General features: G+C 63.4%; 5 protein-coding genes. All 5 read right to left on the bottom strand.

Features of this window, described 5'->3' with window-relative positions; translation table 11 throughout:
- The coding region (locus tag JO015_06170; protein MBV9998684.1) for a hypothetical protein at positions 1 to 5,793 on the bottom strand (5,793 nt) is incomplete at its 3' end.
- 174 nt (positions 5,794 to 5,967) lie between these two features.
- On the bottom strand, positions 5,968 to 6,258 hold the full coding sequence (locus JO015_06165) for a type II toxin-antitoxin system RelE/ParE family toxin (protein ID MBV9998683.1): 291 nt from the start codon (positions 6,256 to 6,258) through the stop codon (positions 5,968 to 5,970).
- Positions 6,243 to 6,464, bottom strand: coding sequence for a hypothetical protein (locus JO015_06160; GenBank protein MBV9998682.1), 222 nt, complete (start codon positions 6,462 to 6,464; stop codon positions 6,243 to 6,245). Before JO015_06160 ends, JO015_06165 begins: the two co-directional genes overlap by 16 nt.
- 151 nt (positions 6,465 to 6,615) lie before the next feature.
- Positions 6,616 to 7,221: a class I SAM-dependent methyltransferase gene (locus JO015_06155; GenBank protein MBV9998681.1), complete on the bottom strand. Its 606-nt coding sequence runs from the start codon at positions 7,219 to 7,221 to the stop codon at positions 6,616 to 6,618.
- Between the two features lie 67 nt (positions 7,222 to 7,288).
- On the bottom strand, positions 7,289 to 7,729 hold the full coding sequence (locus JO015_06150; GenBank protein MBV9998680.1) for an NYN domain-containing protein: 441 nt from the start codon (positions 7,727 to 7,729) through the stop codon (positions 7,289 to 7,291).
- Positions 7,730 to 7,751: the final 22 nt, after the last annotated feature.

Raw genomic sequence — 7,751 nt, 5'->3', positions numbered from 1 at the left:
CGGCCCGTTCGAAACCACCTTCCACTGCATGGGTTTGTTCGCCGGGCTGATCGTGCCCGTAGCCGGCGTGATCGTTACCGTTTCCGAGAGATCGGTCGCCGCGAAGGGTATCGAGATGAGATTATTGCTGACCGTGCCGGTACCGTTAGCCCTGTAGTCGGTCCCGAGGTTGGCTGGACCGCTGACCTGCACGTACACGGTTTGGGCCGGGCCGGCGCTGGTGCGGCTGATCTTGAACGCCGCGGTGCTGCCGTTGAGCTGGTTGACGGTGCTCACCACCGCCGAGATCGTCACGGTCGGCGAGAAGGCTTGCAGGGTGATTGAAGCCTGGGAGGGGTTGCCGAGCGTGTAGGTCGACGCGCCCCCTTGAACGCTGCCGTCGGTAACCAGTTGCCACTGGATGGCCTTGCTTGAGGGGCCAGCCGGACCGCCGGCCGGGGGAGCCGGGGGAGGAGCCGGCCCGCTCGTCGGCGTGATCGAGATGGTCTCCGAAGCGTCCCCGGCGGCGAAAGAGACCAGAACAAGGTTACCCCGGACCAGGCAAGGCCCGCCAAGGGTGTAGTCGGTGCCGAGGGTGGCCGCGCCGCTGACCTGGGCGAACACCACTTGGGCTTGCCCGGTGCTGCTGCGGCTGATGGTGAACGCCGGGGTGCTGCCGCTACCCTGGTAAACGCTGCTGACGATCGGTGCGATCGTCACGGCCGGCACCGGTGTGGGCGTTGGGGCAGGCGTCGACGTCGGACCAGGTGTGGGCCTTGCAGTAGGCGTCGGCGTTGGCGTTGGCGTTGATGTAGCCGCCGGCGTGGGAGTCGCCGTCGGAGCCGGTGTGGGCGCCGGCGGTGCCGCAGGTGTGGTTGTTGGGGCCGGCGTGGGCGCCGGGGCAGCAGTCGGTGCAGGTGTCGGCGTCGGTGCGGGCGTCAAGGCAGGGGTAGGCGCGGGAGTCGAAGCGGGTGTAGGTACCGGCGTCGGAGTAGCTGCAGGGGCCGGCACCGGCGTAGGCAGAGCCGTGGGTGCGCTCCACGGATTCGGGTTCGTGGTGGTTCCCGTCGCCGGACCCCGGCCGGCGGCCGCATTGACCCAGCCGGTGCTCGTCAGGTTCGGGTCGATGGTCGAGGAGGTCACCCGGGCGGCCCGCGCATCGATCACCGTCGGCATGATCGGCGGCACTGCCCCGCCGTCCAACAGGTTCGGATCCACCTGCAGCTTGACGCTCCCCGCCGAACCCGACGATGAGAACGAAGAAACGGGCCCCAGGGCCACCAACCCCCCCTTGACCGTCACCCCGGTGCTCAGCCCGGGATTGACGATCTGCCACGGATCGGAACTGTGGCCTGAAACGATCACCGCGTTGATCTTCACCTGCGCCGGACTTACTTCGTCGTCAGTGAACGTCATCGGCACGACCAACGGGTTTACCTGGCTCAGACTCTGAGCGGCCCCCTGGCCGGCAATGAGGAAGCGGCCGTCGGCCGCCGGGTACAACGTAAAGGTCAGTGATTGAGTACCCTCGTAGAGCAGGTCCTGTTTGGGGTTGATCACGATGTCCTTGTAACCGGCGAGCATGTCGGCGGCCGTAAAGGTCACCGAACAATCCAGGATGCTGGGGTCATTCACCCGCGGGGTGAACGCGAAGTTATCGCCGCTGCCGCTCGAGGCCGGGGTATAGCGATCCAACGCATTTCCCCCATTCGCAACCGGGCTTCTCACACCGCTGAGGATGAATGAGACCGTGAAGGGGGCGGCCGGCGTGCCGCCCGGGTTGGACGGCGTGCAGAGGAGCCGGAAGTCGCCGGGCGCCTTGCCCTCCCCGGTGTCGGCGCGGTCCACGATGCTGAGCGTGGGCGGGTAGAAGCTCGTCAGGGTCAGAGAGGCGCTAGGGTTGCCCGGCAGCACGTACTGCGACTGGCCCGGCACGGTGACCAGGGTGAGGCCGTACGATTGCGGCGCGGCCGGGTAACCGAAGTAGAAATGCGGGGTGACATAGATGATCACGGCGGCGTCGCTGGTGCCGAAGGTGACCAGGTAGTTGCCCGCGGCCCCCTGCTGGATGGCGCCCGAGCCGGCCTGCACCTGCAGATCGTAGGCGGACGGGGCCGGTTGAAAGTCCGGGTACCAGGCACCGGCCGTGGTGCCCGCGGCCGGCTGGAACCAGACGCTCTGGGCTTTGCCCGTGCGGTCACGCCGGATCTGGAAGGCCGCCGTCATCGGGTCATCGCGGCGCACCTGGCTGACCAGGCCGGTGATGGAGACGTTGGGGTTAGTACCCAGCAGGTTGATGCCGGCGCTGCTGGGGCTGGCCACCGTGTAGCTCGGGACGGCGGGGCCGGCGATTAGCTGGCATTGCACGCTGACGCTGGGCTGGGTCAACCAGCCGTTGACGGGCGTGATCGACAACGTCTGCGTGGCGTCCCCGGCCGAGAAGGGCACGGCGATGAGGCCGCCGGCATTCGGGGTCAGACCGGTAAAGGTGTAGTCGGTCCCGAGCACGGCCGTGCCGCTGACCTGGACGTAGACCGTTTGGGCCTGCCCGGTGCGAGTGCGGGTAATTGCAAAAACGTTGGTGCTGCCGGCCGTCTCCGGCACGCTTCCGACCAGCGCCGCGATCGAGACCGAGGGGGGATTGTACACGAGGCTGACGTTGGCGCTCGTGTTCGATCCTAACGTATAGGCCGCACTTAACCCTTTGGCTTGGACCACCGACGCCGAAACCAGTTGCCATGCCAGCGTCTTCGGCCCGACCACCCAATTGTCGGCTGCAGCCAGGTAGATGGTCTGAGTGGTGCTCTGGCTGAAATTGACGTCGATGTAGAAAAACCCGGAATTCGGGTCGTACTGCAGGTTGCTCGACGTAAAGTCGGTGGGGTAGGAGCCGGTCGTTTGCGCCGAATTCAGCGTGAGGTAAACCCGGGTCGGGTTCGCACCGGTTTGGCCGCTCAGTTGCAGCGCGGCCACGCTTCCCTGCGTCACGCTGATCGAGGGGGTCAATGCCGCCAGGTTTACGATGACCGCGGTGTTATGGATGGTCGTCGTGGCCTGAGACGGGCTGCCCGCCTGGTAATAAATGCCCGTCGCGTTGGCCAGCCGCGGATCCGACTGGTCAACCACCTGCACCGTGAGGGTCTTGTCCGGCGCAATCACGTTGGTCTGCAGCGGTTGAACCGAAACGGTCTTCGGCGAGGTGTCCCCGGCAGCGAAACTCACGTAGTAAAGCCCCGTGGCCGGGTCATAGGTCGCCCCGCTCAGGGTGTAATCGGTCCCGTAGACGGCGGTGCTCGACGGGCTGATCACAAAATAAACCTTGCCCGCCACCGCCCCCTGGTCGCGGCTGATGGTGAAGGTCGGAATCGCGCCGCTCTGGTTCTGCCAGAGGTTGGGATTGGGCGCGGTGACCGTCACGTGAATCGGCACGTTGTGAATCGTGACCTGATCGACGTTGGAGTCGTAGGGGTAATAGTTCGGATTCAACGTCGTCCAGGCCGAATCGGTGAAGGTGAGCAGGCGCCACCCGAAGGTCTTGTCCGGTTGCGGCGTCCAGTTGGCCACCGGCGTCATTTGCACGTTGAGGGAGCTCTGGCCGGCCGGGATGGTGACGTAATAGACGTTATTGGTGGAATCGTACTGGATCCGGCTGGAGGTGTAGTCGGTGTTGAGCACCGCCTGGGTGCTGGTCGGGGCGAGGTTGACCCGCAGCGGCTGGGTGGTTGGGCTGGAGGCGCCGCGGCTGACCGAGAAAATGGTGATCGGGCCGGAGGCGGTGTCGTTGACCGTCGTCGGGCTGTTCACCGGGTTGAGGTCTACCGTCCCGATCTGATTAGGTCCGGGTCCGATCGTGATGTCATCCAGCGCGAAATCGTTGCCGTTCGCGATGATATTCTCATTGAGAAAGGTAATGGTCGCTTCCCCGTTCGCGCCGGCGCTGAAGACGTAGGTATACTGGTTCCATCCGCCCGCCGAGTTGAAATGGGCCTGACCGATCATTGAGCCGTTCACGATCATGTCCATCAACGCCGGAGCCGCAGGGTTTATGCTCGTGCCGTAGTAGTTGATATAGTAAAACTGATTCGGCAGCAGGCCTTGAACGGTGAACTGGAGCACGTTGACGTCAGGGACCGTAGCGCCGTTGACGATCATCATGTTGCCGCTCGACGTGCCCATCGTGTGGTCATACATGTCGTAAAAGTACGGGTGGAACCAATGGGGGTCGGCTCCTACCAGGTAGAGCCCTTCCGGCCATAACGCCATGCCGCTTCGGTTCGGGGCGACCGAGTACCCCGAAGTCGGCGCCGTGAAGGAGAGGCCTGACCCGGGTTTCACGCTGGGCTGCATGCCCTTCTCGAAATCCAGGGTGAAAAGCGCGCCGGCAGAAGGGTTGGTGACCTGCACCGTCACGCTGACCAACACGATGGAGGCCTGGCTGCCGGAGGCATAGTAGCTGGAGCTCGACTGCAGTTGGTAGGCCAATAACCGGTTGGACTGCACCTGGCCGTTCTGCACCCCTTGCAGCGTCAGGACCACCTGGCTCACCCCGGCGGGCATCGTCACCGGGAAACCGGCGTCGCCATTGGTATTCGTCTGGGTGGTGATGGCGTTGCCGGACGGGTCGTAAAGGTAGTAATCGTAGATGGGCTGCGCCGTGCTGGAGCCGGTTACCTTCTGCAGATTGACCGTGAGGGCCTGGGTGGCCTTGTCGCGATTGATGGCAATGACGCTGACGGTCCGGCCATCCTGATAAACGACCGGCTGAAGGACCTGCAGCGACACCGTCGGGTACGGGTTAAGGATGGAAATGGTTTGGGACGAAGGGTCGGTCACGGCGTACTGCACCGGGGTGCCTGCTCCCGAAGGGGTCGAACTCAAAATCTGCGCCGTAACCGCGGCGGTCGGGCCCGGGCTGCCGGCATTTGCAGGGACGAGCTGGACCGAAGCGGTGGTCGTTCCCCCGGTGAACTGCACCGCGTAGGTTGTCCCGCTCACCAGGGTGGCGCCCTGGACCTGTGAAATGGCGCTGCTCTGGCTGCCGGCCAGCGAGAAGTAGACGGTCGAATCGATCGGGGCTTGGTCGCGGGTGAAGGTTAATGTGGGCAGGTCCGTGGTCTGGCCGGCCGTGGCCGTCGTGTTCGTCGCCGTCAGGCTGACGTTGATGTTGACTGCCTGGATGGTGACCTGCACGTCCGAAGGCGTGGCCGGCAGCGCGTACGGCTGAGCTGAGGACAGGGAGGTGCCCCAGGCCGGGTCGCCGGCCGTCACCAGGGTCAGGCCGATGACGGGGTTGGCCTCCGGCACCCAGTTGGCATTCGGGGTGATCGTCACCGCAACGGAGGTCTGGTTAGCCGGAATCATGACCGAATAGTAGCCGGTCAATGAGGGCACCGGCGTCAGCACGTTCGACGTGTAGTCGTAGCCGGATCCGCTTCCCAGTTTGGCGGTCGCCGCGGCGTCGTTCTTGAGGTAGACCGTGCACGGCCGGCTCAGCTGAACGCTCGAGTCGCGGCTGACGGTGGCGATGGTGGTGGCCGCCGTGGAGTTCTCCGGGATGAAGGTGACGCCCGCGTCGGTCAGGTAGACGCTACCCGGGGTGGCGGCAGACGCCGGTAAGGACGCGCCAGTCCCCGGAAGGCAGGTGAAAAAGAGTACCCCGAGAAGGAAGAAAGCTGACCGCTCCCGGAAAGAGCGGACGAAACGCTGCGAGAGGATGCCTGAAAAGTTCATCTGCAAGGCCGCCGGCAAACTCATAAATCCGTTGCACCGGCTCGAAGCCGCCGGACGGCTGACCGGGAACAACGATATGGGCATACCTGATGACCCTAATCGACGGCGGCCCCGCGAGGTTTAGTCCACAGATAAAAGAGATCCGCAGAACCCGCAGAAGAACGCAGAAAAAAGGATAAATCATCCACAGATTAAAGATACACGGGCACACGATGACCAAAGCGCGTGTAATGAACGGCGGGTGTGCGTGATCCAACCTTAAAACCGCGGCGTGCCTCGGGCGCCGTGCCAGAAGCGCAGCACTTCCACAACCCGTTCGGCCTCATGGACCCGGTAGAGGATCAAGTAATCGCCGCAGAGGATTCGTCGAACCTGCGAATGGCCTTTTAAAAAACGTCCCCGAAGCGGCAGGCGGCCCAGGCTTTCGGCCTCAGCCAGCAGGCGGTCACGGAACGAGAGAGCCCGCTGTGGGCTGTCCTGGGCAATAAAGGAAACGATGGCCCGTAGATCGTCGCGGGCCGGTTCGGTGAAGCTTACTTGGTAATCCACGCCTGCGCCTGGGCTCGAACTTCGTCCAAGGTGAACACCCGGCCTTGTTCGGAAGCCTGGATCGCTTCGTCGATGGCGACCAGCATTTCCGGGGTGACGTCCAAGTCTGGCTCGGCCTCCAATGCCTGGAGACGAAGGAAAACCTGTTGGCGCTCTTCAGGCGTCAGTTTAGGCAGTTCATCAAGGATTTGCGCCAAGCTGCTCATGAAGGCACTTTATATCACGCCGGGCCATAGTGCACCACCGCCGCAGAGCGCCTGGCTTCATCTGTGGCATTTTTCCGCTTGTGGCATTCGTGGCTTCCCTCGCCACCGGAAATCGTGGGGCGTCAAAATTTTGTACGGGCGGCCGGTTACTCTACCGGATGGTATCAACCCGCACCGCCACGTGGAGCCCTTTGCCGACCGGCACCGTCGTGGTGACGAACTCAGGCAGGCGATCGAACTCTTTCAGGTAGCCCGAAATTTCCTCCGGGTGCGACAGGACATTATCGGCCAGGAGCAAGGCGTCCGCGGTGAGTTTCGGCAGAAGCAACCGGAGTTGCTCAGGCGCACTGATCCGGTCCGCATCGAAGAACACGCAATCAAACGGGCCCGGCAGACCGTCCACGAGTTCCGTTGCAGAACCCTCCAGGACGACGATGCGATCGGCCAGTCCGGCTTTTTCGAAGTTGGCGCGGGCGCTCCGGGCTTTGCCGGCATCCTTTTCGATGGTCAGGAGCGGTGCGCTGCCGGGTACGTTTTGCAGGGTGGATGCGAGCCAGATCGCACTGTACCCGTTTGACGTGCCGATTTCGAGAACCCGCTTGCGGCGTGCGCTCAGCACAAATGCCCGGAGCAGTTCGGCGGTTTCACGTTCAAGATTAAGCATTTTGCGGGCGCGATCCGATTCCTGTTGATCATGCGCCCGGCCGAACGCTTCCAGTTCGGACATCACCTGTTGTACCTGAAGAGAAAATCCCATCCTGGGTAACGCTTTCGATGTTCGACCGCCGGTTCGCAAGCCGCCGGTTCGTTTTGATCCGTTGAATTTAAAGGGCTTTTCGACGGCGTTTCAATTCCGCGGCGAACTCTCCACGGGCCTCCGCGATCAGTCGCCGCAACCCTTCCGCGCCTGTGCACTGGGCTCCAAACGAGATGGCGGTCTGCTGCTCCAGCATGTCGGCGGTCGCCACCGTGATGAGGTGCCTGGTCGCGTACCGGGCGCAGAGCCGTTCGACGATGTCGTCCGCCGTGCGGCCGGCATTCGAGTAAAAAATCTGGATGCCGCCGGGTTCGGTCACCTCCGAGACGGTTTGGCCTTTCCCATCAAATACCACGACCACGCGGACCCCCGAGTAGTCCTGGTATCCCGTGAGCGTCTTAATCAATTGCTCACGCGCCAGCGCGGTTTTACGACCATGCAACGCGCGCAGCTCCGGCCACGCGAAGATGATGCTGTGCCCGTCGACGATGAGAAATTTCTCCGACATTCTATTGCCACGAACTCAGTGC

It is taken from the genome of Verrucomicrobiota bacterium, assembly GCA_019247695.1.
In the GTDB taxonomy this organism is placed as follows: domain Bacteria; phylum Verrucomicrobiota; class Verrucomicrobiia; order Chthoniobacterales; family JAFAMB01; genus JAFBAP01.
The sequence above is the reverse complement of the archived record's forward strand: the minus strand, read 5'-3'. Positions and strand labels throughout refer to the sequence as shown.